The following is a 25,619-nucleotide window of genomic DNA, read 5'->3' on the forward strand; positions in this document are numbered from 1 at the left end:
TGAATTGATAATATTAATTGATAATGAACTTCCATGACACAAGTAAAGATTGCTCATTAGATCTGCATTTTCTATCATTATCAACTCAATTTTAATAACTATGCTTTATATATTTTCACAGCGCATTTTTTAAAATCTGTTTGTTTTGATTGAGGACAAGTATAATCAGCACAAACTTTATTAATAAACACTTTTTCATCAAACCAAGGTACAAATACAAGTCCTCTTGATGGTCTATTTCTTCCTCTAGTTTCGACTCTTGCTTTAACTTTTCCTCTTCTACTTTCAACCCAACAAAGTCCACCTTGTTTTACATCATATTTTTTTGCATCTGCTGGATGCATATAACAAAGTGCTTCTGGTACTGCTCTGTATAATTCAGGAACTCTCATTGTCATAGTTCCAGAGTGCCAATGTTCAAGTACTCTACCTGTGCTTAACCATACTGGATATTGCTCATCTGGCATTTCAGGTGAATCCATATAAGGTCTTGCAAAGATTTTTGCTTTATTTTTTAAAGGTTTTTTATTTTTGTCTGTTATTCCTTTTAAATCACCTTGTGCTAAAGCTTTTGCTAATTTTCCATAGAAAGCAAAGTCAGTTCCAGTTTTTCCATATTTTTTAGCATAAGGATCATATTTAGTATTGAATCTCCATTGAGTCTCTTTACCATCAACAACTGGCCATTTTAATCCTCTTACTTTGTGATAAGTATCAAAATCAGCTAAATCATGTGCATGACCTCTACCAAAATCTGCATACTCTTCAAATAAGTATTTTTGAATAAAGAATCCATATCCTTTAAATATTTCGCCATCACTACCAACAACATTTCTGCTATCTCCATATCCTTCAGAGTTATCAAAACCTGCTTGAATTGGATCATTTTTATCTAATTTATAAGATTTTGCTTTTTCATTTGCAAATAAAATATCATACATAGATGTATTTTCATCGTATCCCATAGCTTTTGCTTTTGAAATAACATCTGGTAGTTTCTTACCATTTCTTAATGTATATTCACCCCATAAATCTTTTACCGTAAATCTTTTTGATAATTCAACCCATTGCCAAGTATCTGACATTGAATCACCTACTGGTAGAACTTGTTGTCTCCAATGTTGTGTTCTTCTTTCTGCATTACCATATGCTCCCCATTTTTCATAAATCATAGCAGTTGGTAAAATTAAATCAGATACTTTTGCAGAAATACCTGGATATCCATCAGAACAAACAATAAAGTTATCCATCTCTCTTGCTGCTTTTATCCAATGACTAGCACTTGCAGTATCTTGATATGGGTTACAAACATTTACCCATGCAAATTTTACTACGCCATCTTCAATATCTCTGTGAATTTTCATAATATGTTGATTTCCAACAGGATTTAAAGTTTCACTTGGAATTTTCCAAGCTTTTTCACAAATATCTCTATGTTTTTTAACTTTTACCATCATGTCAGCAGGTAATCTATGACAGAAAGTTCCAACTTCTCTTGCAGTTCCACAAGCACTTGGTTGTCCTGTTAAACTAAATGCACCAGAACCTGGTTTTGCTTGTTTATTTAATAAAAAGTGAACATTATATGCTAAAGTATTTACCCAAGTTCCTCTTGTATGTTGGTTCATACCCATAGTCCAAAATGATACTACTTTTCTATTTTTTTGAATATATAAATTAGCTAATTCTTTGATTTTTTTCTTAAACTCTTCATCAGTTTCATCAGGATCACCTTTTGATACTTGAGTTACATAATCTGCATCATATGGATCTAGGAATTTTTTATACTCTTCAAAAGAGATTTCCCAGTGTTTTAAACCAGCTGGTTTATTTATCATATTATCCCCAGCTTTGTATCCATAAGGAGCTAAGGCAGGAGCTTCATCTTCTGAAACTATTTTTGACATTTCTTTAGAAATAGTTTCCATTTCTTTATCAGTATATTTACCTTCTTTGATGGCTTTTTCATCAGATCTTCTCATACCATAACCCATATTTACTGGACTTGCAGCAAATACAATATGTTCTTTTACAAAATCCCAATCAATTGATTCAGGGTGATTATATACAATCTCTCTTGCAATATAGTTCCATAAAGCTAAATCAGAATTTGGTTTAAAGATAATTTCAATGTCTGCTAAATCTGAAGTTCTGTGTCTATAAGTTGAAAGGTTAATAACTTTTACATTATTAGGATCAGATAATTTTCTATCAGTTACCCTTGACCATAAAATAGGGTGCATTTCTGCCATATTTGAACCCCAAGAAACAACAGTATCAGTAAGTTCAATGTCATCATAACATCCAGATGGTTCATCAATACCAAAAGTTTGGTAAAAACCAACAACAGCTGATGCCATACAGTGTCTTGCATTTGGATCAATTGCATTACTTCTAAATCCAGCTTTCATCATTTTTTGAGCTGCATAACCTTCCATAACTGTATATTGTCCAGAAGCAAATACACCAACACCCTCAGGTCCAGACTCTTTAAGTGCTTTTTTAATATGAAATTCCATTTCATCAAAAGCTCTTTCCCAAGAAATAGGAGCAAATTTTCCATTTTTGTCAAATTCACCTTTTGCATTAACTCTTAGTAAAGGTTGCTTTAATCTATCGGCACCATACATGATTTTTGCATTAAAATAACCTTTAATACAATTTAACCCTCTATTTACAGGTGCTGCTGGATCACCCTTTACTGCAACAATTTTTCCATTTTTCGTAGCAAGCATAATACCACAACCAGTACCACAGAAACGACAAGCTGCTTTGTCCCATCTCCAGTCACCCTCTAGCTTATTTGCTGCTGCTTGAACTTCTGTTGGCATACTCATACCAACTGCTGCTGCTGCAGAAGCTGCGGCTGAACTTCTAAGAAAATCTCTTCTTGAAAGCGACATCTTATCTCCTTTAAAATTTTGTTTCATAAGAATTGTATCACTTATTTTAAATATAATAATTGACCTTAGTCAAATAATATAAGTTTAAATTAAGATAATTCTTGTCGGGTTTTAATTGTTTTAAAACTACTTTTTAACATAAAATAAAGTAGAATTAAAAAAACACTTAAGGCGAATGATTTGAATTATTTACCAATATTTTTAAATATGAAAAATAAAAAGGTATTAGTAATTGGAGGAGGTGAAGTGGCTCATAGAAAGGTCCTTTCACTGTTAAAGTTTACTAAAGATATTATGATTGTTTCTTCACATATCAAGACTGAACTTAAAATGACAATAAATAAATATAGCTTAATATATCTACAAGACAATTACAATAGTAAATATTTAGAAAAAATTGATATATTAATTGTGGCAGTTGATGATTTAAAATTACAAAAAAATATTTATGAAGAAACAAAAGATAAGAAAATCATGTGTAATTTTTCAGACTTTGAAGAGTATTGTGATTTTATTTTACCCTCATATATAAAAAAAGATGATTTAGTTGTATGTGTATCAACAATGGGAAGTGCACCAGCATTTGCTAAAGAGTTTAAAAAATATATTGAAAAATTAATTCCTAATGATATTGATTGTTTTTTAAAGCAAATGAAAGATTTAAGAACAACTTTACCAAAGGGAAAAAAGAGAATGGACCTTTTAAGACAAAAGGCCCAAAAATATATTCAGAATTTTAAACAATAGATTCTTTTGTTTTACAATTTTTAGATAAAGAGTTAAGCTCTTTTTTAAGCTCTTCTAATTTATGAGTAAAGTTTAATAAATTTTCTTGTGATTCAATTACCATATCTTCACTTTTATATAATTGGCTTGATAAATCTCTTGATTCACTTAATTCATCAAGGATTTCATCAAATTCATTTGTCAAATCTTCTAGTTTTTTTGAAGCATTATCTGAATAAGCCATTGCTGCATTTATTTTATTGATAAAGCAATTAAGTGTATTTGTTGCTTCTACTATCTCTTTTTCTGCTTCAAAATGTATTAAATCAATCGGCTCATTTAATTTGCCTTCTTTTATTTTATTAGATAATTCTATAAATTTTTTAGCATTTTCTTCCATACTTTTTAATTGAAAATAACTATAGATAATTAAGTTAATAATTATTAGTGCAAAAAGATATTGAAAATATTTTATAAATGTTGTTTTTCTTTCTGAATATGTTGTATATAAACTTACAATTTTATCAACTTCATTTAGTAAATTATTGTTAGTAGCATATACAGTATCAACTAAAATTTTTAATGTTTTTTCATTTTTCCCATTTCTATTTTGTAATAGTTTTTTAATATCTTCAATATTTTTATAAAAACTAGACCATAAAATCTCTACTTTTGATATTTGATTAGAAATAGCAGTAGTTGGTGCTGGTTCTATTTTGATTAAATGATTTCCATCTTTTAAAGAGTTTAAGTTATATATAAATTCTTGAGTTGCATTATCAAGTTCTGAAAAACTATGTTGATTATTGTGATAAAGATAAAATACATTTTTTGATATTTTTTGAGTTAGCATCCTTTGTTTACCTGCAATATTTATTATTAGAGCATCTTTTTCATTTTTTGCATTTAAATATATTGTTGTTGCTATAACACTTGACATTAAAATAACAAATAATAAACCAATTGTTTTGATTTTATTACTTATTGCTGCTGTTTTTTTCATACACCAATTCCTTTGAATATTGATACAAGTTCTTCTTTGTTTAGAATTGTTACTTTACTATTTTGGATACTTATTGTTTTATTTCTACTTAATCTTTTTAAAACTCTTGATAAAGTTTCTGGTTGAATATGTAACATAAATGATACTTCTTGTCTTTTTAATTGATTAAACATATCTAAATCTTGAGTTAACATAAATGCAACTTTAGCAGTTGCATCAAATACTAATTCTCTATTTATAATACATTGAAATTGTTGACTTTTTTTTAGTAAAACTTCAATTAGCTTTGAAGTTAAAATATTTTTATCTAAAAAGTTTTCTTTAAACTTTTCATAATCAACAACCAATATAGTTGAATTTTGCGTAAATTCAGCATTTGAAAAACATTGTATTTCTTTACTATCTAATGAAGATAGCTCTGATATCATACTATTTTTATATATGTGATATAAAAAAATCTCGTTTCCAAATTTGTCAACTTTATATATTTTTATTAAACCATCTACTAGAAACATAAGTTTATTATTTATTTCCGTTTCATAATATAAAATTGAATTCTTAGGATAAGTAGATACATTTGAAAAGCTAGCTAATGTATTTACTTGTTTTTCATTTAGTTCTTCAAAAAATTCAATATTTTTTATAGTATCTTCTAATAACAATAATATCCTTTTGTAATTTTTTTATTTAAGCAATTCTATATTATCCTATTATAAAATTTGATTAATTATATTATAATATTCATTAATAAGGTTAGAAATTGAGTTTTAAAAAATATATAAAAGCTGTTGGAACAGGTTTTAAAGGAAATAGAGATTTACAAGAAGATGAGGTTATAGATGCAATAACAAAAATCTTAAATAAAGAGGCAAGTGATGCGCAAATAGGAGCATTTTTAATAGGATTTAGAGTAAAACTTGAAAGTGATGATGAACTAAAAGCTTGTGTAAAAGCACTGAGAAATTTTATGCAATTTTATGAAGTAAAAGACTCAATTGAGCTTGGTTATTCATTTGATGGAAGAGTAAGAAATCCTTTTTTATTCCCTTTATTCAAAGATATATTAAAGCAGTTTTATGAAAAAAACAGTGATATTAAACCTCTAAATTTAATAATTTCAACAGATAAGTTACAACCAGCAAAGATTGGAATGTGTACAAAAGATTTGGTTTTAGAGTATGATTTAGGTGAGAATATATATACTTTTAATAGGGCAAATTATTTAAAACAATTAAGTGATTTAACTTCAGTAAGGCATGAATTAGGCCTTAGAACTGTTTTTAATACAGTAGAAAAACTTTTAGGAGTTGCAAAAAGTGAATATGCAGTAACTACAGCTTTTCATAAACCATATGTGAAAAAGTATATTGAAGTTTTTAAAGACTATTTTGAAGATGTAAGCGTAGTAAAAGGAGCTGAGGGTAGTCCTGAGGTCTTTTCAGATGGTAAGTATTGGCAAAAAATAGATGAAAAAATAGTTGAAACAAGTTTTAATTTAAAAGATTATGGTATTAATTATAATAGAAAATATGAACATATATCTTTAGAAGAGACTAAAAATATAATTAATAATCCTGATGAAGAGATTATAAAGCTAAGTAAGTTTAATATTGCATTATATTTACTCTTTTCAAAAAGAGTTAACTCTTTAGATGAAGCTTGGCAGCGATTAAATTAAGGATGGTACATGAATTTAAAAGAGCTTTATTTATTTAAAGATTTAGATGAAAAGACGATCAGACAAATAGAAAATATTTCTGTTAAAAGTAATTATGTAAAAGATAATATCATCTTTTATGAAGGTGATGAATCAAAATATTTACATTTATTAATAAAAGGTGTAGTTAAACTTTATAAAAGCACAAGTAACAGTAAAGAGATTGTTATGAAGTATTTTTATGATAATGAACTTATCGCAGAATTAAGTAATTTTGAAAAGATACCTTATCCAGCAAGTGCTGTTGCATATAGTGAGTGTGAAGTTTTAAAAATTGATTTTGAAAAATTTAGAAAAATTATCTATTCAAATGAAGATTTAATTTTAAAAATACAATCTTCACTTATAAAAAAGATAAAAAATTTAGAAAGAATCATCTCTTCACAATTGGTTTTAGATACACATCAAAGAGTTGCAAAATATATAGTTGAGAATCAAGAAGACTTTTTTAATACAAAAAATATTCTAATTGCTCAAATGCTTAATATAACACCTGAGACTTTATCAAGAGTACTTAGAAATTATAAAGACAAAAGTCTTATTGATATGAAAAATAAAACTATAAATCAAGAAGAACTTATAACAATTTATAGTTAAAATTTTTCTAGAATTAAGCTTTTTTATATTAAGCTTTTAAAATTTTTAAAAAAAAGTGAGAAAATTATGTTAATAGATGGACATAATAGAGTTGTTGATTATTTAAGAGTATCTGTTACTGAAAGATGTAATTTTAGGTGCCAATACTGTATGCCTGAAAAACCTTTTTCGTGGGTTCCAAAAGAGAACTTACTTTCATATGAAGATTTATTTAAATTTATAAAAGTTTCAATTGATGAGGGTATAAAAAAAGTTAGAATTACAGGTGGTGAACCTCTTTTAAGAGAAGATTTAGACAGCTTTATTAAAATGATATATGATTATAAAAGTGATATAGATTTAGCACTTACAACAAACGCTTACTTATTACCTAAAGTTGCCCAAAAACTCAAGGATGCTGGACTAAAAAGAATCAATGTTTCACTTGATACTTTAAAGCCAGATGTAGCAGCAAAAATTGCTCAAAAAGATGTTTTGGCAAAGGTTTTAGAAGGAATAAAAAAAGCAGATGAAGTAGGTTTGAAAATCAAAGTAAATTGTGTTCCTATAAAAGGAATAAATGATGATGGAATTATAGAAGTTTTAGAGTTTTGTAAAGAACGAGGATATGTAGTAAGATTTATTGAGTTTATGGAAAATCATTATGCAAAAGATAGTGCAAAAGGTTTAGACTCAAAAGAGATTAAAGATATAATTTCTAAAAAATATAATTTTAAAATGGTTCCAAGAGACACTAGTTCACCTGCTCAATATTATGAGTTAGAAGATGGTTATCAATTTGGAATAATTGAACCTCATAAAGATGATTTTTGTGCTTCATGTAATAGAATCAGATTAACAGCTGAGGGATTCTTAATTCCATGCTTATATTTTGAAGATGCAATGAGTATTAAAGATGCGGTTCAAAATGATGAGATTGATAAAGCAGTTGATATTTTAAAAGAGGTTTTAAGAACAAAACCTGAAAAAAACAAATGGTCAGAAGAAGATGGAACTGAAACTTCAACAAGAGCATTTTATGAAACGGGAGGATGAAAATCCTTTTATTTAAATAGTAAAAGTTTTACTTTTACTATTTATTTCTTACAATATTTGCTAATTTATTTTTAATAGTAACACCTTTAAACTCTTTTAACATTTTAAGTTCAGGCTTTTTATTTACATTATAAAACTCTACCATATATCCAATAGGATTTGAACGAAGAGCAATAAAACTATCTTTTAATTGAGTATTTTTTACCATAAATTCATTATTAGTATTTTTTTGTACATCATTATAATCTTTATATAAAGACTCTATTTGTAATCTTAATGCCAAAAATTCTTTTTTATTTTTTGATATAACACCTATAATATAAGACTTCTCATCTTTTTTAATAAATTTTTGCTCTTTAGCTATATCAATATTTAATTCATCAATAAGTTTTATAAACTTGATATCATCTTTATGCCCTAAATTATATTTTAATAAAAAAGTAGCAATTTCTTCAGACTTTTCAAGTCCAAAATCATATAAAAGTCCATCTGTTAAAACAACTTTTTTATCATCATTTAGTGTAAAAGTAGCAGTGAAATTTGAATAAATATTTCCAGTAAGGTAGTTTATCTCAGTTTTTGTATCTTTAATGTCTTTAATATTTATACTATTTGTTTTATATACTTTTTTATTATCATAAACTGTCCAAGATAAAATATCATTTTCAACTTTTAATTCTAATCTTCTTTGAACCAGTAAAACATAAAATATAGATGCAATCTGAAAAGCCATTAAAAAAAATGCTAAAAACATTAATAGGGTATAAACTCCACCTTTTTGAATATATCCTTGATACATTACAAGTGCAAAAATAGCAAAGGCTACAAGCATATAAAGTTTATATATAATCTCTTTTTTATAGGTGATATTTAACATAAATTTCCTTTTAAGAAGTAGGGATTTTATTTTTGAAGAAGGTTTAATTATAACTTAAACTAGCTTTAATAATAGTTTGATATAATTCGCGTCCACTTAAAATTTGTTTAAGTGAGATTATATACCTATTAGGAGGTCATTATGGCTTTAGATCAGGACGTAAAAGCAAGTATTATTGCAAAGTTCAAAAAAAATGATAAAGATACAGGTTCTTCAGAAGTACAAATTGCATTATTAACAGAGCAAATTAGAGTATTAACTGAGCATTTAAAAATCAACAAACAAGATCACTCATCAAGATTAGGTCTTTTAAAAATGGTTGGTAAAAGAAAAAGACTTTTAAAATATTTAAAAAATACAGCTCATGATAGATTCACAGCAGTAGTTACTGAATTAGGAATTAGAGCTAAGTAAGTTTATTTAAACTGAAATCTTTAAAGGTTGCAAGTTTTCTTGCAACCTTTTTTTTTAAATTTTTTATAAATACAGAATTTAGTTTTTAAAAAAAATTAATATTAATTTTACTTCTAGTAGAATATGTTTATTAAAAATTAGTTAGGAAAAGTATGTTATTAACAAAAAAAAGCGAATATGCATTGTTATCTTTAATATCAATTGCAAAAAGTGACAAACCAAAAAATGTTGATGTTTTATCAAAAGAGCTTAATATCTCAAAGTCATTTTTAGCAAAAATAATGCAAAATTTAGCAAAGCAAGATATTGTAGTGTCTCACAGAGGTGTAAATGGTGGATTTGCTTTGAAAAAATCATATGACAAACTTACAATATTGGAAATAACAACAGCAGCAGAAGAGAGAATACCATCTGTATTTGAGTGCTCTCCATCAGCAAATTCATGCCCATCAGATGTTGCTAATACTTGTACAATTTGGCCTTTACTAAATAATTTACAAAATAAAATAAACGTGTTCTTGAAGGACTTAACCCTTAAGGACATAGCTTCATGAAATTATTTCATATATCCCATACAGATTTAGATGGTTTTTCTTGCCAATTATTAACAAAAGAGTTTTTTAAAAGTGGAGTTTTTTTAAATGCAAACTACGGACTTGAAGTAAAACTTAGTATAAAAAAAGTTTTAGAACTAATAAACAATCTTGACAAAAGTGAAGAGATATTTCTTTTAATAACTGATTTGAATTTAACATATCAAGAATCAAAAGATTTACATAAAGATATAAATAAGTTAAAAGAAGAAGGTTTTAATATAAAACTACAACTTTTAGATCACCATGCAACAGGACAAAAAAGCGCAGATACTTATGATTGGTATTTCTTAGATTTAAATAGATGTGCTGCAAAAATAACTTATGATTATATAACACAAGAGTATGGCGGTTTTAAAGATGATGATAAATGGATTAAACCTTTAATAAATAGTGTAAATGCTATTGATATTTGGTTAGATAATGAGACTTTTAATTTTGAATTTGGGAAAGTTCTTTTAAGTATGATAAGTCGTGTAAGAGAGATTAACAATGTTTTATTTGCTGATTTAAATAGAGATTTTAGAATTTTTTTATTAAAAAAAGCAGCCACATATATTACTAAAGAGAATGCAAATATTCAACTTGACAATGATATTCATAAGCTAAAAAAAGAGTTTTTAAATACTAGTGGGATTGATGATACAATAGATAATTTAAGTGCAAAGTACCTAGTCTCTTCTTTAGAAAAAATAAAAGATAATTTAACTATTCATTATAAAGAGCATAAAGGATTATTAACTTATACTTTAGGTTCTATCTCTATTCCTGCAAATGCTTTTTTAAAAGCAAATCCTGATTATGATTTTTTTATTGATGTTGGAAGAAAAGGAAATGCTAGTTTTAGAGCAGATGGAAAAGTTGATGTATCATATATTGCTCAAAAACTTGCAAAAGGTGGCGGCCATGTAAATGCAAGTGGAGCAAAGTTTGAGGACTTTAAAGAAACAATAGATTATCAGCAAGTTAGAAGTTATATTCAAAACAAGCTAAATACATTAAATTGATTAATTAAAGGCTTGTTTTGTCAAGATTAATTTTTTTAATTTTTTTAATTTATAATGTATGTGCTGCTGTAGAGGATTTAAATTTTGATTTATATAAAAAAGAGTCCAAACAAAAAGGTGATACTCTTTTAGTTATTGGTGGAATACATGGTGATGAGCCAGGTGGGTACTTTGCAAGTTCTATACTTGTAAGTAATTATAAAATAAAAAAAGGTTCTTTATGGCTTGTTCCTAATTTAAATTTTGAAAGTTTAATTAGAAACAGAAGAGGAATTCATGGTGATATGAACCGAAAGTTTAACTTTGTTAGCAAAGCTGATAAAGACTACAATGATATTATAAAAATCAAAAAAATTATCAAAAATGAACAAATTGATTTAATATTGAATTTACATGATGGAAGAGGCTTTTATAGACATAATTGGCAAAATTCAATATTTAATCCAAGTGCTTGGGGACAAGCATTTATTATCGATCAAGAGCTTTTAAAAAAAGAACATAGATACTTTAACCTTACAAAACTTGCTAAAAAAGTTAGTGAAAATATAAATGATGAGCTATTAGAAGACTATCATACTTTTAATATTAAAAATACAAAAACAAAAGAAAAAGATGAGCAAATGCAATTATCTTTAACTTATTTTGCTATTAAAAATAATAAACCTGCTTTTGCTGTTGAAACAAGTAAAAATATTACTAACTTAACTCAAAAAGTAAAATACCAATTAAAAGCAATTGAGGGATTTATGGACATTATGGGTATAAAGTATGAAAAAAATTTTGATTTGAATAACTTAGAACAACTTAGTACAATTCTAAATAATTTTATGAGTGTGTCTATTAATGATGTAATAAAGCTTGATTTAAATAATATCAAACCAAATTTATACTATTTTCCTTTAAAACATACTCAAAATAGTTTTGATTTTAAGCATCCTTTAGGAGCAAAAATTTATAAAAATGGTATATATTATTTAAAAATTGGAAATAAAACAGTTGCAAAATTACATCCTCAAAGATTTGATTATAAAAATGAAATAAAAAATATTTTAATTGAGTTTGATGGAGAAAAAAGAAAAATTAATTTTTCAGATACAATCAAAGTAAAAGAGTATTTTAAAGTAAAAGCAAATAATGATTATAGAGTTAATGTTATAGGTTTTTCAAAAGATAATATAATAAATGAGAATAATATAAAGATTACTCTTGATAAATTAGAAAAAAGATTTAGTATCTCCAAAGATAATAAAATTTATAAGATTGAAGTCTATAAAGATAAATATTTTCTTGGAATGATACTAGTTGAATTTGATTAAACAAGTCTATAAATAGTTTTATATTTATAGACTTAATGTATATATATTAGTTTGTTGTTTTTAATATATGTTCTTCAACTACCCAATTTGCAAAGGGAATTGATGATGTAAAAGCAGGGCTAACAGCATTTAGTACATGTATTGAATTTTCATCTGATTCAACTACAAAATCTTGTACTAATTCTAAAGTATTTTTATTTAATAATTGTGCTCTAATTCCAGGAGTTGACCATGAATCAAAGCCCTTATGATTCATTTTTTTATTTGTAAGAGTCATTGCAAGATTTTTTAGATGAGATAATGAATATTTTTTTATCTCACTAAAAGCTAAACTTCTAAAACCAAAAGCATTACTTATAAATAGTTTTGATTCATAATATAAAATTTGAATAAACTCTTTTAACTTAAAGTTATCAAAACCTTTATAATTCTCTCTCCAAAATGCAGGAATAGCAGTAGGTCCAATTTTACTTTCATTATCCACTGTTAAAGTATAATGTACTCCTAAAAAAGGATTAGCAAGATTTGGTACAGGATAAATATTTGTTTTTAAATTTGAATTATTATTTTTATCTTTTAAATATATGCCTTTAAATGGAATAATTACATAATCTTTTGAAAATCCAAAATCTTTTGCTATTGTATCAGCATATAAACCTGCGCAGTTTATAACTTTCATAGCTTGAAAATCTCCTTTTGTTGTAGATACTACATTGCAATTACTTGAGATATATTTACAATCTAAAATAAGCTCTATTTTTAATTCTTGAATAACTTTTGCAAACTCTTTTGTAACTTCTTTTGGATTTACAGTAGCTGTACTTGGACATAGTAAAGCTTTTTTATATGTTTTAATATTAGGATAAAGTTTACTTAAACTTTTTTCATCTAGCCATTGAAGTTCAACACTATTTGCATCACCTCTTCTTTTAAGCTCTTCTAATCCCTCAAGCTCCTTATCATTTGTAGCTACAACCACTTTTTTACATTCATTTATTTTTAAACCTCTTTGTTTAACAAACTTTTTTAATGCTTCATTTCCCTCTTTTGTGAACTTAGCTTTTAATGAGTTTGCAGTGTAATAAAAACCTGCATGTAAAACTCCTGAATTTCTACCTGAACTATGTAATCCTACTTCTTTCTCTTTTTCTAAAAGTAGAATTTTTGAAGAGGGAAACCTTTCTTTTAAATTCTTCGCAATATTTAATCCTATAATACCAGCACCAATTATTAAGTAATCATACATTTTAAAATCCTATATTTTTTAAATTAATTAGCTTTTGCATATGAGCTTTCTTCTTTAAATAATACTTTATGCATTATAATTGTCACAGCAAAAATACCAAACCCAACAATATGAGTATTTTGAACTACTCCTAAGTAACTTTGCATGTTAAAAATAGTATCTGGAGTTAATAAAAGTATTGCAGCAACTGCAAATACAGCTCTTTCTAATATACTCATTTTTCTATCCCAAAATCCTTCCATTACAATTGAAAAAGACATAATTCCAAATAATGCAAAACCAAATACTTCAAACCTTTCTATCCAAGTTCCATTAATTAAGGGTGTGAATGCAAAAAGTAATGGAATAATATACATACCTTTTCCAACTTTCCAAGATGTCATACCAGTAGCCATTGGAGGTGTTTTAGCAATTGCAGCAGCTGCAAATGCAGCAAGACATACAGGAGGAGTTAAATTTGAGTCTTGTGATAACCAAAATATTATTAAATGTGCAGATAATAAATACATAGTAACTTCAGGAATTTGAACTCCTGCATTTACAAGTGCTGCCATTTCTGGACTTAACATTAATCCTACTAAAGCAGGTGCAGATAAAACTGATAAAACAACATATGATGCAGTAACAGGTAATCCCATTCCCAAAACTAAAGATGCAATAGCAATTAAAACTATAGCAATAAAAAGTGAATTCCCTGACCATTCCATAATTAATTGAGAAAAAGTAATACCAATTCCTGATATATTAATAACACCTACAATAATTCCAACAGCAATAAGTAAAACACCAGTTACAATCATATTTTTACTACCTAGTGCTAAAGCTTCTAATATATCTTTTATTCCCATTCTTTTATTTTTTGTAAGATATGAAGCTAAAACTATAGTTACTATTGCTATACCTGCTGAATATGTAGGTGTAAATCCATAGATTAATAAACCAATTAAAGTTGATAAAGGAATTACAAAGTGAAAGCCCTCTCTTAAAATAGGTAATATTTTAACATTACTATTTTCACCTTTTATTTTATTTTCTTTAGCATGAATATTAATGTAAAATGCTATTGAAGCAAAATATAAAATTGCAGGCAAAACAGAAACAGAGATAATAGTAATAAATGGAATGTGAGTCATTTGCGCCATAATAAATGCACCAGCACCCATAATTGGAGGCATAATTTGACCCCCTGTACTAGCTGCTGCTTCAACTGCTGCTGCAAATTTTGATTTAAAACCTGCTTTTTGCATCATAGGAATAGTAATGGAACCTGTTGAAACAGTATTTGCAACAGCAGAACCTGATATAGTTCCCATTAAAGCCGATGAAATAACTGCTACATGACCAGTACCACCTGTATATTTCCCAGCAACTGCGTTTGCAACATCAACTATAAAATCACCTGCACCAGATTTTAATAAAAATGCAGCGAATAAAATAAACATAAATACATAAGTTGAAGATATTGTAGCAATAGGACCAAATAAGCCCTCATTTGTATAAAACATTCTATAAAGAAATCTTTCTACACTCATACCACCAAAAGCAAAAACACCCTCAAATTGTTGTCCTAAAAATAATATGTATGCAATACAAAAAACAATTATTCCAGGTATTACATATCCTGTTGATTTTCTAACCATTTCAATTGCTAATAAAATAGTCATACTTGCTACAATTATATCACTTGTTCTCATTTGTGAATTAGCAACAGCATAAAGGCTCTCTTCAAAAAACATCATATAAAAGAATGTTAAAAGTGACAATATTGCAAAAATTAGATTTAAAATTGAAACTTCATTTTTATCTTTACTTGCTTCATAAGTTAAAAAACCAAGAGAAGCTAAAAGTGCAAAGTGTGCAGAGTTAAACCATAAATTACTTAATCCTCCCCAAATATTTACACTAAAATGAAATAGTGATATAAATATCGCGTAAATAAAAGTGATTTCTTTAAAATATTTAATTTTTATCATTTTGTTTTCCTATTGTTTTATATATAAACTACATAAATAATTTATAATTACTTATATAATATATATCCAAAAGAAGAATATTTATTCTTATTTTGGTAAGTAAAATTCTTGATTATTCTAAAATAAGACTTTTAGGAATATCAATTCCTTTTTCTTTATAAAATCTAACTGCACCTGGATGTAAAGGCATAGGAAGACCTGATATAGCTTTATTTAAAGACATAGCTTTTGTAGCTTTATGAACAGTATTTAAAAATGGCAAGTTTTCATAAATTGTTTTTGTTAAAAGATATACAGTCTCTTCTGGTGTATCTTTTGTAACAACTAGTAAATTTGGTTGAGCAATTGTATTGATATCTTTGTCTTGTCCTGGGTATGTTCCTGCTTTAATAGTAAAAGGAGTCCATACTGGATAATTATCACTTATTTTCTTTAAATCATTTTTATTAAAATCTAATACTTTTATTTTATCATTTCCAATAGACGCAAAAGCATTTGTAACAGCTGATGTTGGAGGACCAGATGGAGTATTCATACCCTCAATTTTACCATCTTGTAAAGCAGTTGAACTTGGAGTATATCCTAAGTATTGTATATTCATTTTATTATAGTTTATACCAAGAGATTCCATAATTGTTTCAGCAGAAACTCTAGAACCTGAACTTCTTCCACCAATTGAAAATCTTTCACCATAAAGATTTTTTAAATCATTGATATTTCCAGTTTTTGCATACTCTTTTGTTATAGTAAATTGTTCAACATTTTGCCATAACATAGAAATTGATCTTAAATTTTTCTTTGGATTATTTTTATATTTAGCTTTTCCTTGCCAAGCCATAGAACCAAAAAGACCTTGTAAAATAGCAAAATTCACTTCACCTTTTTCAAGCATATCAATATTTTCACCAGAACCAGCTGATGTAATTGCTGAAAAAGTTAGATTACTACTTTTTGCTAATTTTAATGAAGCAATTGTTGCAATTCCTACACCTACTGGATAATAAGTCCCACCTGTACTTGCTGTTGCAATTACATATTTTGATTCATTTTTTGCTGCATTTGCACTTGTTAACATAACTGTAGTTATTGCAGATGAAACAAAAAGCTTTTTTAAAAATGACAATTTTGACATTTTGTTCTCCTTTTAATTTTTACAAAAAAAGTATAACATATTTTGAAACAAAATTGTTTCAAAATTGTTTCAAATTTTAAAATTTATGTCAAATTTGTGTATTTTTGGGCTTTTATTACTCTATAATGTAACCAATACCTTTTATTGAACTAATAAAATCATCATCAGATACCTTATCTTTTACTCTTTTTATAACAGTTCTCATTGTTGCATCTGATGTATTTGTATCATTCCATATGGATTTTTTTAAAAACTCTTTTGTTTTAATTTGCTTTATATTTGTTATTAGTGCTTTAAGTAAAAGGGTCTCTTTTTTAGAAAGATGGATTAATTCATCTTTTTTATATAATAGATTTGTTTTTGTATTAAAAGAGTAAGTTTTATTTAAATTGATTATTTCACTTAAATTTTCATTTTTTGATTTGTCTTCTAAAACTTTTGATTTTACTTTTTTTAAAATCTCCATTACCGTTTTTATTTCTAATGGTTTTACAAAATATGATATTATATTTAATCCTATTGATTTAAATAAATACTCTTCATCTTTATATGCAGATACAATAATAAATTTTTGTTCATCGTTTAGTTTTGTTATATCTTCTACCATAGTTAAGCCATCTTTATTTGGCATTTTTATATCTGTTAGAACTAAGTCAAAAGATTTTTCTTCTTCATAATACTTTTTATAAATATTAAGACCCTCTTGCCCATCACAAGCAATTTGAACTTCATCAAAAATTGTATCAAGATAAAAGCTTAATATTTCTCTTGCATCTTCTTCATCCTCAACTAATAAAACTCTTGTAGTTATCTTATCCATAATTTATCCTATTAATTAAATATTTAGTGTGATTATAAATTTCACACCATCTTTTATATTTTCTACTTCAATTTTACCTTTCATATTTGTTTGTATAATTGATTTTGTCATATAAAGACCTATACCAGTGCCTTGATGCTCAAACTTTGTTGTAAAATAAGGTTCAAATATTTTATCAATTATTTCATCTTTTATATTATCTCCATTATTTGAAATTTCTATGATTAAACTATTTTGTACTTTTTTGACAAAAATTGTAATTATTGCTTCAAACTCTTTTTGCTCTTTTTTTAAAAGTAAAGCATCTTTTGCATTATTTAAAATATTTAATAATGCTTGTTTCAATTCATTTTCATAGCCTGTTATTATTATATCTTCACAATCAAACTCTATTTTTATATTGTCATTTGAGTATTGATTTTTTATCATATATAGTAGTGTGTTTATAGACTCTTTTATAGAAAAATTTGTTTGTGTTTTTGAAGGTTTGTAAAAATTTTTAAAATCATCTATTGTTTCACTCATATACTCTATGTGTTTATTTGCTTTATTTATAAATTTTTCAAGTTGAGGTTTTGTAATTGATTCATTGTGATAATTATCTCTTAAAAATTGAATAATTAATGATACATTATTTAAAGGTTGTCTCCATTGATGAGCTATATTTCCAAGCATTTCTCCCATTGCGGCTAATTTACTTTGTTGAATTAAAAGTCTATCTTTATCTCTATTTTTTTTAACTTCATCTTCTACTTTTAGTTTTAACTCTTCTTCACTTAATTTTATTTTAGTAATATCATTTATATAGCCATAAAAATATGATATTTCTCCAGAATGATTTTTAATCAAGATTACTCTACTTGATATCCATCTTATCTCATTTGCTAAGTTTCTTATTCTACACTCAACTGTAAAGTTTGGTAAATCATTTTTTAATGCAGCATTGATTGCTACTTGCATTTTATTTTTATCATCTTCATGAATTAAATTCATAAAATTCATAGATTCTGATTCAAAATCTTTTTTTGTATATCCAAAAGTTTTAATACTATTTGAAATATATTTAACCGTTAAATCTTTATCATTATTAAGTTTAAAAATAACAATTTTCCCATCTTCAACTAAATACTCTACATCTAAAAGCTCTTTTTTCATTCTTTTATTTTTGTCAATATCCATAGACATCATAAGCATTCTATCTAATTCATCTGTGTTGTTAGTGAAAGCTTTTCCTCTTGCTAAAACCCATTTAAAACCTTCATTTTTTGTTTGAAGTCTATATTCACATATAAAAGTATCATCAACTTTTGCAAAAATTTTATCAAAAAGTTTTTCTACATTTTTTTTATCTTCATTATGTATTAGTGAAAACCAATCTGAAAATGTTTGTACTTCGTCTTTTTTATAACCAAACATATCAAACCACTTATCTGAAAAATATATTTTCTTTGTTTTAAAGTCAATATCCCATAAACCATCATTTGAAGCAATAATTGCTAATTCAAATCTTTTTTTCCAGTGTTCTAAAGAGAGTGTTTTATTCTCAAGTTTATCATTGTATTCTTTAAATATATTATTAATAAAATTAGAAAAAATATAAGTAAATAATACTAAAAATAATGTCGTAGCAATAATTAAGGTAAAAATTTGAAAAAATAAATTGTTGTACTCTTTTGTTATTTTTCCTATTTTATCTTTAATCTCTTTTGTTATTTCATTTGTATTATAAAAAGAAGCAATTAAAAAATTATATTTGTCGTAAAAAAATGTGTTATTAAATAGATTGCTATATTCGTTATCAATAAAATAGTATTCTAATATATTATAAGAGATATTATTTTTTTTATTTTTTAAGAGTACATTTGATTTATGAAATCTTTTTTTACCATGGAAATTGTAAGTATCCTGCATTATTACATCATAAAACCAAATATTATAGTTTTCTTTTTGTATTGTATTTATTAGTGCTTCTTTTGTAATCTCTTTTATTGAGTTAATTGTAGACAATGAACCAATATAATACTCATATCCATTGATATTTATTTTATCAAAAAAACTTAATCTTACAGTTTTTTTTAAATCATCTTTCCAATATTGTAGATTGTTTTGACCTTGTGAATAAATATATTTTAAAGTTACATCTTCATGTATTGTTTTATTTGTATTAAAAATAAGTTTTTTAAGATAATAAATAGACTCTTTTCCATATAAAATATTTAGATTATTTTTTGTAAAAACAACAAGTTCGATATTATTGTTTTTTTCAATTTTCTTTAAATAATCAGTTAGTAATTCAAACTTACTTAATGAGTTTGATTCTAAATATCCTATTGTTTTATAAGTAACTTTTTTTAGTAAAATCTCTTCATGTAAAAATATTTCCTTTAATTGCTCTTTTACTTTGATTCTAAATTCATTTAGTTCTTGTTTTTTTTTAAATTCATAGTTTAAAAAGGCTTTTTGTTTAAGTAAATCTATTTTTGTATTTTTTTTTGTTTCTAAAAGAAAATAAGAGATGATTAAAGATAGTATTGCAAGTAATAAAATAAATATTACTGGAATTTGAGAAAAAAGTTTTTGGATATCAGAAAGAGTATATTTTTTATTAGATTTAAATAGCATTTAATCTTAGCCTTATAATTTTTATCTATAATTTAAAGTTTCAAAATTGTTTCGTAAAACTAAATTATATTGAAACTTTTTATAAAGTTAAGTTAAAGGTTGCACATGATACATATTTTCACAGCGATTATTCCTATTTTTTCCTTGATTATGATTGGCTACTTTTTAAAAAAGATACAATTTCCCTCAGTGGAGTTTTGGCCACAAGCAGATAAGTTAACATATTATGTATTAATGCCATCATTATTGATTTATAAACTTGCAACTGCATCTTTTGAAGGGATTAATAGTATAAATTTTGTTTTAACTGCACTTTTTACTATATCTTTAGTTTTGATAATCTTAATTTTAATAAATAAAATATTTAATTTTAAAGGTGACTCTTTTACTTCAATAGTTCAAGGTTCAATTAGATTTAATACTTATGTATTTTTAGCTTTAGCTGATTCTGTTTTTGGTGATAAAGGATTGGTTTTAGCTGCTATATTAATGATGTTTGTAATTCCTTTTATTAATATTATTTGTATATCTATTTTTGCTCTTTATGTAAATGATAGTAAATTAACATTTTTATATTTAATAAAATCTATAATCACTAATCCTTTAATTGTGGCATGTTTTCTAGGTGGATTTATAAATTTTATGGGAATTGAGCTTTTCTCAAGCTTTGATAAGATATTAGAAATTTTAAGTTCTGCTGCTCTTCCTCTTGGACTTTTATCAGTTGGTTTTGGTTTAGTTATAAAAGAGATAACTTCATCTAAAGAGGAGATAGTTATTACAAACATAGCCAAACTTGTGTTAACTCCTTTGATTATGTTTGTTATAGCTGATTTTTTTAAATTAAATGACTTTATGATTTCTATACTCATAATTTTTGCAGTTTTGCCAACAGCTCCATCATCTTTTGTTTTGGCAAGACAACTTGGAGGTAATATAAAACTAATGTCATCTATTATTACTGTGCAAACTTTATTATCTGCATTTTTTATTATGCTTGTTTTAAATTATTTTATATAGTTATAATTTAACTGTAAAAATTAACTAAGTTCTATTTAACAATTATAACAATAAGATTTAGTATTAAAGAAAAATCTTTTCTACTAAAGGAGCATTTTATGAAAAAGACTATGACAACAACTGCGGGAAATCCAATTTCGGATAATCAAAACTCAATAACAGCAGGAGAACGTGGTCCTGTACTTATGCAAGATTATCAGTTAATAGAAAAATTAGCCCATCAAAATAGAGAAAGAATTCCTGAACGAGTTGTACATGCAAATGGTAGTGCAGCTTATGGAAAGCTTGTTATTACAGAAGATATTTCAAAATATACAAAAGCAAAAGTTTTACAAAAATCAGAAGAGACAAAGCTTTTACTTAGATTTTCTACAGTTGCAGGTGAAAGAGGTGCTGCTGATGCAGAAAGAGATGTAAGAGGTTTTGCTCTTAAGTTTTATACAAAAGAGGGCAATTGGGATTTAGTAGGAAATAATACACCTGTTTTTTTCGTAAGAGATGCATACAAATTCCCAGATTTTATTCATACTCAAAAAAGACATCCACAAACAAATTTAAGAAGCAATACCGCTGCTTGGGATTTTTGGTCGTTAAGTCCAGAAAGTTTACACCAAGTAACAATATTGATGTCAAATAGAGGTTTACCAAAATCATATAGACATATAAATGGATATGGTTCACATACATATAGCTTAATAAATGAAAAAAATGAAAGATTTTGGGTTAAGTTTCACTTTAAAACTATGCAAGGAATAGAAACTATTACAGATAAAGAAGCAGAAGAGATTGTTGGAAAAGATAGAGAATCAAATCAAAGAGATTTATTTGAAAATATTAATCAAGGAAATTATCCTAAATGGAGTTTTGAAATTCAAATAATGACAGAAGAAGAGGCTTTGGCATGTTCTTTTAATCCTTTTGATTTAACAAAAGTTTGGCCACATAGTGATTATCCAATGATAAAAGTTGGAGAACTTACACTAAATGAAAATCCAAAAAATTATTTCAATGAAGTAGAACAAGCATCTTTCTCACCTTCAAATGTAGTTGCTGGAATAGGTTTTTCACCTGATAAGATGCTTCAAGCTAGAATCTTTTCTTATCCAGATGCCCATAGATATAGAGTGGGTACTCATTATGAAATGTTACCTGTAAATAGACCAATAGTTGATGTTAAAACTTATCATGCTGATGGTGCTATGAATTATGATCAAAAAGATATAAGCGATGCATATTATGAACCAAATAGTTTTGATGGGCCAGTTGAAGATAAAGCTTTTGAAGAACCAGCTTTAAAAATAGAAGATACTTATGCTAAAAGATATGACCATAGAGAAAGCAATGATGATTTTTCTCAACCAAGAGCACTCTTTAATTTAATGAATGAAAATGAAAAAGAACAGCTTTTTGGAAATATAGCTCGTGCAATGGATGGAGTTCCTTTAAATATAATAAATAGACAATTAGAATTATTTGGAAAAATTGATAAAGCATATAAAATGGGAGTAAAAAAAGCATTAGGAATTTAAAATGGAAATATCAGCTGAAGAATTAAAAAGATATGAAGAACTTCAACTATTTGCTTTAGATTATGCAAGGCAAGGAAAAACAGAAGATTTAAAAGCTATGTTAGAAGCCAAAATGCCAGTTGACTTATCAGATTCTAAAGGTAATACACTATTAATGTTAGCTTCATATAATGGAAATTATGAAACAGCAAAGATGATTCTTAACTTTAATGCAAAAGTTGATAAGAAAAATGATAGAGGGCAAACTCCATTAGCAGGAGTTTGCTTTAAGGGTTACTTTGATATTGTAAAACTTTTAGTAGAAGCAAATGCTAATATTTATGAAAATAATGGAATGAAAACAACACCTATAATGTTTGCTTCTATTTTTGGAAATTATGAAATTGTGAATTATTTAAATTCAAAGAGCAAAAATAACTTTACAAATAGATTTTATTTAAAGCTTTCAAAACTATTTAGTCTATTTAAAATAAAAAATAGACTAAAATAGTTTATCCTAAGCATTGGTTATTATTAAAATCAACTTCTGCTAGAGAGTCTTGTTTGTATGAAAAAGTTATAAGAACATTGTTTTGTTCTTCTAATCTTTTTATTTCAAAATCAAAACTATTTTCAATTCTTGGGAATAACCCAGCTGGTATTTGATGGTTTAGCATGATTAGTTTATTTTTAGAATCATTTATTAGTTTTAAACCTGCCATTGCATTTATCATAGGTTCTGGCACTGCGCAAGATGAAGTATCAAAGTAATAATATTTAATATCATCTTGTTCATATACAAAAAAGTCTACTGTACTGTTTTCAACTTTAATTTTTTGTGCATTATTAGGGATTTCCATTTTTTTGCCCTTATTTTAAAATTATTTTTTCAATAATAATGACTGTACTCTTGCTTTAAAATTATTATCATTTTTAAACAACTGAGAAAGTGAATTATATTTTTGTATTGTAAGATTATTATCTTGAATAACAACTTTTGCTTTATTCATAAACTCTTGATTGTAGCTTTCTACTTCTTTACTTGACAAAGGCTGTTCAGTCTTTTTATATTTTTTATCCATTTTATTTTGAATAGAAACTTTTAAAGTATTTAGTTTAACTGATGCATTTGCAAAATTTTTAATTTCTTTATTACTTACTTGAGCATTTTCTAATTTAGTATTTTGATTTGCACTTAAAAGAGTACAAAAAGCAATTATTGAGAAAAATATTCTTAACATAATTTCATCCTTTTTTAATTTTTCTGACATTAACATCATAAAACTTAAATAAAAATAATAAATATTAATTTTTTTATTTATAACAATCTTTATTAAAATTATTATATTATGAAGGTAATTTTAATCAATATTAAAGGATATCTAATGGAATGTGAATTTGCAACTATTAATTCAAATAAAGATGAGATAAAAGAGATTTTTGAAAATACTAAGACTATTGCTATTATTGGTTGTTCTCCTGATAGCTCAAAAGCTAGCAATAAGGTTGCGGTATACTTAAAAAATGTCGGTTTTAAAATCGTTCCTGTTTACCCTAAGGAAGATGAAATTTTAGGAGAGAAAGTTTATAGAAGTTTAGGAGATATACCTTTTAAAGTTGATATGGTAGATATTTTTAGAAAACCTGAAGTTATAGATAAAGTAGTAGATGAAGCTATTAAAAGAGGTGATGTTGATATTATTTGGACTCAATTAGGTTTAGTAAATAATGATGCAGCAAAAAAAGCAAAAAAAGCAGGGATGAAAGTAGTACAAAATAATTGTACTAAAATCGAACACGCTGCTATATATTAAGATATTTTACAAACTAAATTGTTGTAAAGCATTAGCTTTGCAACACATCCAGATTTTCCATCTTTTCTATTTTCAAGTGAAAGTTTAGCTCCCAGTGCATCTGCTGCATTTTTTGCTAAAAATAAACCAAGTCCAGCACCTTGTTCATTTCCCACTCTTTTAAATGGTGCGAATAAGTCTATCTTTTCATCAATTCCTATTCCCTCATCAATAACACTAATTGATGTAGTATCTTTACTTTTTTCAAGTCTTATTGCAATTGTTTTTTCTTCAGGAGTAAACTTTATTGCATTTTGTACGAAGTTTTGAATAATTTGATTAAGTAAAGTAACTTGTAATAAAGTATTATAATAGTTTACATTTGCATAAAATGTTATAGTAATTTTCTTTTGTGCACTTAGCATTCTATAATCATTTGTTTTTCTTTGCATATATTGAACTAAGTCAATCTCTGTTGCTTTTTCAAATTGTGCGCCCTCAGCTCTTCCTATATCAAGAATTGAACCTATCATTTTATTCATATCATCTATTTGTTTTATAGTCAATTTTAATGTATCTTGATATTTTTCAGGCTCTCTTTGTTTCATCAAAGTAACTTCATTTTTTAATTTCATAACTGCTAAGGGAGTCTTAAGTTCATGTGCAGCACCTATAAATAGCTCTTTTTTAAATCTTACATAAGTCTCAATTCTATTAGTTAAAGAGTTTATAGAATCAGCAAGTGGATGAAACTCTATTGGTAAAGAATCTTTTTTTATTTGTGTAAGATAATTCTCATTCATATTAGATAATTTTTTATTGATTTGTAAAATTGGTCTAAGTAGTGTTTTTGATACAGTAAAAGCATATAAAATGATTAATATTAATCCACCAAGAGATAAAAATAATAAGTTATTAAATATTTTTGTTAACATCTCTCTTGAAGAGTTGATATTTTTTATTATTTTAATAAATTTTTTACTTTTTATATCAAATGGATATAGTAATTCAACATAATGATCTTGACCATCTTTAAATGTTTCAAAACTTATTTCTGATAGATTATCAATAGTTACTAAATCAACACTAATCCCAGTATGAGTAATAATATTAAAGTTTGTTTTGTTAGGGTCTTTACTTTTACTTACTTTATAAATAAGTTGTGCATCTGAAACAAGACTCTCTTTTAATTCTTCATAAATTGTAGCTTTTGTATAACCATAAAAAATAAAAGAAAGAGTAGTTATGAACAACGAAGTTGCAAGTATTAGTTTTTGATAAAACTGAGTATAAATGCTTTTCGTGTTCATATGTAAT

24 protein-coding genes are annotated in these 25,619 nt (G+C 26.1%); 12 read left to right on the top strand and 12 right to left on the bottom strand.

Going from position 1 to position 25,619, the window contains the following annotated elements:
• Positions 1-98: 98 nt before the first annotated feature.
• The gene (gene napA / locus AMRN_RS02355) at positions 99-2,903 is read right to left on the bottom strand and encodes a nitrate reductase catalytic subunit NapA (RefSeq protein WP_099309787.1); all 2,805 of its coding nucleotides are present in this window, start codon (positions 2,901-2,903) and stop codon (positions 99-101) included.
• A 180-nt stretch (positions 2,904-3,083) separates the two neighbouring features.
• On the opposite strand from napA, the gene AMRN_RS02360 reads away from it, so the two are divergent.
• Positions 3,084-3,650, top strand: a complete 567-nt coding sequence (locus AMRN_RS02360; RefSeq protein ID WP_099309786.1) for a precorrin-2 dehydrogenase/sirohydrochlorin ferrochelatase family protein — start codon at positions 3,084-3,086, stop codon at positions 3,648-3,650.
• Here the strand turns inward: AMRN_RS02360 and AMRN_RS02365 are convergent.
• Positions 3,640-4,632 carry a type IV pili methyl-accepting chemotaxis transducer N-terminal domain-containing protein gene (locus AMRN_RS02365; RefSeq protein ID WP_099309785.1) on the bottom strand — a complete coding sequence of 331 codons (993 nt, stop codon included), beginning with the start codon at positions 4,630-4,632 and terminating at the stop codon, positions 3,640-3,642. The genes AMRN_RS02360 and AMRN_RS02365 overlap by 11 nt on opposite strands.
• Entirely contained in the window at positions 4,629-5,294 is a 666-nt protein-coding gene (locus tag AMRN_RS02370) for a Crp/Fnr family transcriptional regulator (protein ID WP_099309784.1), read from the bottom strand. The genes AMRN_RS02365 and AMRN_RS02370 overlap by 4 nt, the downstream gene beginning before the upstream one ends.
• A 98-nt stretch (positions 5,295-5,392) precedes the next feature.
• Here AMRN_RS02370 and AMRN_RS02375 point away from each other — a divergent pair, with 98 nt between their 5' ends.
• The 3 genes from AMRN_RS02375 to moaA all read left to right on the top strand — a co-directional run bounded on the left by AMRN_RS02375 (position 5,393) and on the right by moaA (position 7,981).
• The gene (locus AMRN_RS02375; RefSeq protein ID WP_099309783.1) at positions 5,393-6,310 is read left to right on the top strand and encodes a glycosyl transferase; all 918 of its coding nucleotides are present in this window, start codon (positions 5,393-5,395) and stop codon (positions 6,308-6,310) included.
• A gap of 9 nt (positions 6,311-6,319) precedes the next feature.
• Positions 6,320-6,946 (top strand): Crp/Fnr family transcriptional regulator, encoded by a 627-nt coding sequence (locus tag AMRN_RS02380; RefSeq protein ID WP_099309782.1) that lies wholly within the window; start codon positions 6,320-6,322, stop codon positions 6,944-6,946.
• A gap of 66 nt (positions 6,947-7,012) precedes the next feature.
• A complete protein-coding gene (gene moaA, locus AMRN_RS02385) occupies positions 7,013-7,981 on the top strand; it encodes a GTP 3',8-cyclase MoaA (protein ID WP_099309781.1) in 969 nt (322 codons plus the stop codon).
• Between the two features lie 37 nt (positions 7,982-8,018).
• Here the strand turns inward: moaA and AMRN_RS02390 are convergent, their stop codons facing one another.
• Positions 8,019-8,858, bottom strand: coding sequence for a hypothetical protein (locus AMRN_RS02390; RefSeq protein ID WP_099309780.1), 840 nt, complete (start codon positions 8,856-8,858; stop codon positions 8,019-8,021).
• A 141-nt stretch (positions 8,859-8,999) separates the two neighbouring features.
• Here AMRN_RS02390 and rpsO point away from each other — a divergent pair, with 141 nt between their 5' ends.
• From rpsO to AMRN_RS02410, 4 genes are all read left to right on the top strand, one after another.
• Positions 9,000-9,272 (top strand): 30S ribosomal protein S15, encoded by a 273-nt coding sequence (gene rpsO, locus AMRN_RS02395; protein WP_099309779.1) that lies wholly within the window; start codon positions 9,000-9,002, stop codon positions 9,270-9,272.
• A 152-nt stretch (positions 9,273-9,424) separates the two neighbouring features.
• On the top strand, positions 9,425-9,826 hold the full coding sequence (locus AMRN_RS02400) for an RrF2 family transcriptional regulator (protein ID WP_099309778.1): 402 nt from the start codon (positions 9,425-9,427) through the stop codon (positions 9,824-9,826).
• Complete coding sequence (locus tag AMRN_RS02405; protein WP_099309777.1) at positions 9,823-10,872, top strand: DHH family phosphoesterase; 1,050 nt, start codon at positions 9,823-9,825, stop codon at positions 10,870-10,872. The genes AMRN_RS02400 and AMRN_RS02405 overlap by 4 nt, the downstream gene beginning before the upstream one ends.
• Before the next feature lie 17 nt (positions 10,873-10,889).
• Positions 10,890-12,188 (top strand): M99 family carboxypeptidase catalytic domain-containing protein, encoded by a 1,299-nt coding sequence (locus AMRN_RS02410; protein ID WP_099309776.1) that lies wholly within the window; start codon positions 10,890-10,892, stop codon positions 12,186-12,188.
• Between the two features lie 46 nt (positions 12,189-12,234).
• Here the strand turns inward: AMRN_RS02410 and lhgO are convergent, their stop codons facing one another.
• From lhgO to AMRN_RS02435, 5 genes are all read right to left on the bottom strand, one after another.
• The gene (lhgO, locus tag AMRN_RS02415) at positions 12,235-13,434 is read right to left on the bottom strand and encodes an L-2-hydroxyglutarate oxidase (RefSeq protein WP_099309775.1); all 1,200 of its coding nucleotides are present in this window, start codon (positions 13,432-13,434) and stop codon (positions 12,235-12,237) included.
• A gap of 23 nt (positions 13,435-13,457) precedes the next feature.
• A complete protein-coding gene (locus tag AMRN_RS02420; protein WP_099309774.1) occupies positions 13,458-15,407 on the bottom strand; it encodes a TRAP transporter permease in 1,950 nt (649 codons plus the stop codon).
• 112 nt (positions 15,408-15,519) lie between these two features.
• On the bottom strand, positions 15,520-16,539 hold the full coding sequence (locus tag AMRN_RS02425) for a TAXI family TRAP transporter solute-binding subunit (RefSeq protein WP_099309773.1): 1,020 nt from the start codon (positions 16,537-16,539) through the stop codon (positions 15,520-15,522).
• A 115-nt stretch (positions 16,540-16,654) separates the two neighbouring features.
• The gene (locus AMRN_RS02430; protein ID WP_099309772.1) at positions 16,655-17,359 is read right to left on the bottom strand and encodes a response regulator transcription factor; all 705 of its coding nucleotides are present in this window, start codon (positions 17,357-17,359) and stop codon (positions 16,655-16,657) included.
• Between the two features lie 15 nt (positions 17,360-17,374).
• A complete protein-coding gene (locus tag AMRN_RS02435; protein WP_118897346.1) occupies positions 17,375-19,981 on the bottom strand; it encodes a PAS domain-containing sensor histidine kinase in 2,607 nt (868 codons plus the stop codon).
• Between the two features lie 105 nt (positions 19,982-20,086).
• Between AMRN_RS02435 and AMRN_RS02440 the strand changes: the two genes are divergently transcribed.
• The 3 genes from AMRN_RS02440 to AMRN_RS02450 all read left to right on the top strand — a co-directional run bounded on the left by AMRN_RS02440 (position 20,087) and on the right by AMRN_RS02450 (position 23,020).
• Positions 20,087-21,001, top strand: coding sequence for an AEC family transporter (locus AMRN_RS02440; protein WP_099311805.1), 915 nt, complete (start codon positions 20,087-20,089; stop codon positions 20,999-21,001).
• Positions 21,002-21,099: 98 nt separating this feature from the next.
• Complete coding sequence (locus AMRN_RS02445) at positions 21,100-22,530, top strand: catalase (RefSeq protein WP_099311803.1); 1,431 nt, start codon at positions 21,100-21,102, stop codon at positions 22,528-22,530.
• 1 nt (position 22,531) lies between these two features.
• Positions 22,532-23,020, top strand: a complete 489-nt coding sequence (locus tag AMRN_RS02450; RefSeq protein WP_099311801.1) for an ankyrin repeat domain-containing protein — start codon at positions 22,532-22,534, stop codon at positions 23,018-23,020.
• A 1-nt stretch (position 23,021) separates the two neighbouring features.
• On the opposite strand, the gene AMRN_RS02455 is transcribed toward AMRN_RS02450, so the two are convergent.
• Positions 23,022-23,369: a hypothetical protein gene (locus AMRN_RS02455; protein ID WP_099311799.1), complete on the bottom strand. Its 348-nt coding sequence runs from the start codon at positions 23,367-23,369 to the stop codon at positions 23,022-23,024.
• A 21-nt stretch (positions 23,370-23,390) separates the two neighbouring features.
• Positions 23,391-23,750: a DUF4168 domain-containing protein gene (locus tag AMRN_RS02460; protein ID WP_165375087.1), complete on the bottom strand. Its 360-nt coding sequence runs from the start codon at positions 23,748-23,750 to the stop codon at positions 23,391-23,393.
• 144 nt (positions 23,751-23,894) lie between these two features.
• Between AMRN_RS02460 and AMRN_RS02465 the strand changes: the two genes are divergently transcribed.
• Positions 23,895-24,323, top strand: coding sequence for a CoA-binding protein (locus tag AMRN_RS02465; protein ID WP_099311795.1), 429 nt, complete (start codon positions 23,895-23,897; stop codon positions 24,321-24,323).
• Here the strand turns inward: AMRN_RS02465 and AMRN_RS02470 are convergent.
• Positions 24,320-25,612, bottom strand: a complete 1,293-nt coding sequence (locus AMRN_RS02470) for a sensor histidine kinase (RefSeq protein WP_099311793.1) — start codon at positions 25,610-25,612, stop codon at positions 24,320-24,322. The genes AMRN_RS02465 and AMRN_RS02470 overlap by 4 nt on opposite strands.
• Between the last annotated feature and the right edge of the window lie 7 nt (positions 25,613-25,619).

The sequence above is a fragment of the Malaciobacter marinus genome, assembly GCF_003544855.1.
Classification (GTDB): Bacteria; Campylobacterota; Campylobacteria; order Campylobacterales; family Arcobacteraceae; genus Malaciobacter; species Malaciobacter marinus.

Coding starts and splice junctions, on each gene's coding strand:
- AMRN_RS02390 (WP_099309780.1), bottom strand. CDS start 8,858: ATGTTAAATATCACCTATAAAAAAGAGATTATATATAAACTTTATATG.
- lhgO (WP_099309775.1), bottom strand. CDS start 13,434: ATGTATGATTACTTAATAATTGGTGCTGGTATTATAGGATTAAATATT.
- AMRN_RS02435 (WP_118897346.1), bottom strand. CDS start 19,981: ATGCTATTTAAATCTAATAAAAAATATACTCTTTCTGATATCCAAAAA.
- AMRN_RS02400 (WP_099309778.1), top strand. CDS start 9,425: ATGTTATTAACAAAAAAAAGCGAATATGCATTGTTATCTTTAATATCA.
- AMRN_RS02470 (WP_099311793.1), bottom strand. CDS start 25,612: ATGAACACGAAAAGCATTTATACTCAGTTTTATCAAAAACTAATACTT.
- AMRN_RS02380 (WP_099309782.1), top strand. CDS start 6,320: ATGAATTTAAAAGAGCTTTATTTATTTAAAGATTTAGATGAAAAGACG.
- AMRN_RS02455 (WP_099311799.1), bottom strand. CDS start 23,369: ATGGAAATCCCTAATAATGCACAAAAAATTAAAGTTGAAAACAGTACA.
- AMRN_RS02430 (WP_099309772.1), bottom strand. CDS start 17,359: ATGGATAAGATAACTACAAGAGTTTTATTAGTTGAGGATGAAGAAGAT.
- moaA (WP_099309781.1), top strand. CDS start 7,013: ATGTTAATAGATGGACATAATAGAGTTGTTGATTATTTAAGAGTATCT.
- AMRN_RS02405 (WP_099309777.1), top strand. CDS start 9,823: ATGAAATTATTTCATATATCCCATACAGATTTAGATGGTTTTTCTTGC.
- rpsO (WP_099309779.1), top strand. CDS start 9,000: ATGGCTTTAGATCAGGACGTAAAAGCAAGTATTATTGCAAAGTTCAAA.
- AMRN_RS02450 (WP_099311801.1), top strand. CDS start 22,532: ATGGAAATATCAGCTGAAGAATTAAAAAGATATGAAGAACTTCAACTA.
- AMRN_RS02420 (WP_099309774.1), bottom strand. CDS start 15,407: ATGATAAAAATTAAATATTTTAAAGAAATCACTTTTATTTACGCGATA.
- AMRN_RS02465 (WP_099311795.1), top strand. CDS start 23,895: ATGGAATGTGAATTTGCAACTATTAATTCAAATAAAGATGAGATAAAA.
- AMRN_RS02365 (WP_099309785.1), bottom strand. CDS start 4,632: ATGAAAAAAACAGCAGCAATAAGTAATAAAATCAAAACAATTGGTTTA.
- AMRN_RS02445 (WP_099311803.1), top strand. CDS start 21,100: ATGAAAAAGACTATGACAACAACTGCGGGAAATCCAATTTCGGATAAT.
- AMRN_RS02460 (WP_165375087.1), bottom strand. CDS start 23,750: ATGTTAAGAATATTTTTCTCAATAATTGCTTTTTGTACTCTTTTAAGT.
- napA (WP_099309787.1), bottom strand. CDS start 2,903: ATGTCGCTTTCAAGAAGAGATTTTCTTAGAAGTTCAGCCGCAGCTTCT.
- AMRN_RS02440 (WP_099311805.1), top strand. CDS start 20,087: ATGATACATATTTTCACAGCGATTATTCCTATTTTTTCCTTGATTATG.
- AMRN_RS02425 (WP_099309773.1), bottom strand. CDS start 16,539: ATGTCAAAATTGTCATTTTTAAAAAAGCTTTTTGTTTCATCTGCAATA.